This window comes from Globicatella sp. HMSC072A10 (assembly GCF_001811625.1).
GTDB lineage: Bacteria > Bacillota > Bacilli > Lactobacillales > Aerococcaceae > Globicatella > Globicatella sanguinis.
In genome coordinates, this window is record NZ_KV805626.1 from 1,437 (window position 1) to 2,793 (window position 1,357).

Sequence of the window (1,357 nt, forward strand, 5' to 3'; positions counted from 1 at the left end):
AGAGAGTCGTTGGTAACATGAACTTTTTTAAGTTGAAGGTGATAAGGTCTTCTGACTGCCAAGGAGGGTAGCGGGACTAAATCACCTTTTTCTTTTTCTAATAAGAAACACCGTGGCAACCTTGTCGCTTGAGAAGCGGCTTTATTATCTTGTTCATTCAGTTGTTTTAATCGATGATGAATTGCCAATATTCCTTCATAGGTTCCGTTATAGTTATATAGTTGTTCTACCCATTGGTTTTGCGTTTCCGTTCTTCCTTTTGTTTGAGGACGATACGGCATACAAGGCAGTGGCTCAATACCATAATTTTTACAGAATTCTGAAAATCGTGAGTTTAGGATGGCTTTGTCTCCCGTGCTCGTTCGTGGCTTTTCGACAAATGCTTTCAAATTATCAATGACTAATTCTCGTGGTGCTCCCCCAATTTCTTCAAATGCTTCTGCTAAAAATGATAGTAAGTTATCGGTTGTCGGATTTAATATCAGTCGACGAACATTGTAACGTGACCATGAAAGAGTTAACGTTGGAATATATACTGTAATGGTCTGCCCGTCATTCGTTACTAATTTTACTTTTTCTTTTAAATCGAATTGGGCTTGTTGACCCGGTTGAGTTTTAAATCGTTGTGTGAACTCCGTTCTGTTCTGTTGTTGAAATGATTGACGCAAGTCTTCATCATTCACAATGTAGCGATAAAAAGTAGAACGGGCACAGGTGATAGGATGTTCTCTTTGCATAAAATAAAAAAGGTGATCAATATAGCTGAAATGACGAGTTGAATCATGAAGGTAGGAAAGCATCACTGGTTTAAACTCATCTAAATACTTTTTTCTCTTTCGTGTCGTCTTTGGTATTACGCCTTCTAATCTCCTCTTGACGGTTTTTCGGTCGCAGTTTAATTCACGTGCAATCTTTGATAGATTCAATTTAATTTCTCTTTTCTGGTACCATTCACTTAACCTCGATAAATCATCTAACGATGTAATGGTGATTCTAACAATATCTGACATAATCATCCCTCCTAAATGGATAATTATATCAAAAAAGATTACCTCAATTGTTTTTGTAACTGGGGAAAGTTACGTGCAACAAATTGGGTAATCTTATTGTAACTTTTATAAATCGATACAGTAGGAGGATACAAAATGATACTCTTAAAAATAATCTTTTAGGTTATATGGATTTCCTTTTAGAACATAATGTTGCCGATTATACGACGGATGGCTACTCTTTCTGACTTGATTATATCTTATTAAACGAAACCCAAACGATACGATTATTTCAAGTACAGATTATTTGAAAAGAGGCATTAATTGTATTTTTGTTTGTCAAATTAAGCTAGAATTTTTTCCTAACA

The 1,357-nt window shown here is 35.4% G+C and carries 1 protein-coding gene; it reads right to left on the reverse strand.

Annotated features, from left to right (window positions below; all coding sequences use genetic code 11):
* Positions 1-1,010: IS21 family transposase (gene istA / locus HMPREF2811_RS00985; RefSeq protein ID WP_071407712.1), on the reverse strand; the 1,010-nt coding region annotated here is incomplete at its 3' end.
* Between the last annotated feature and the right edge of the window lie 347 nt (positions 1,011-1,357).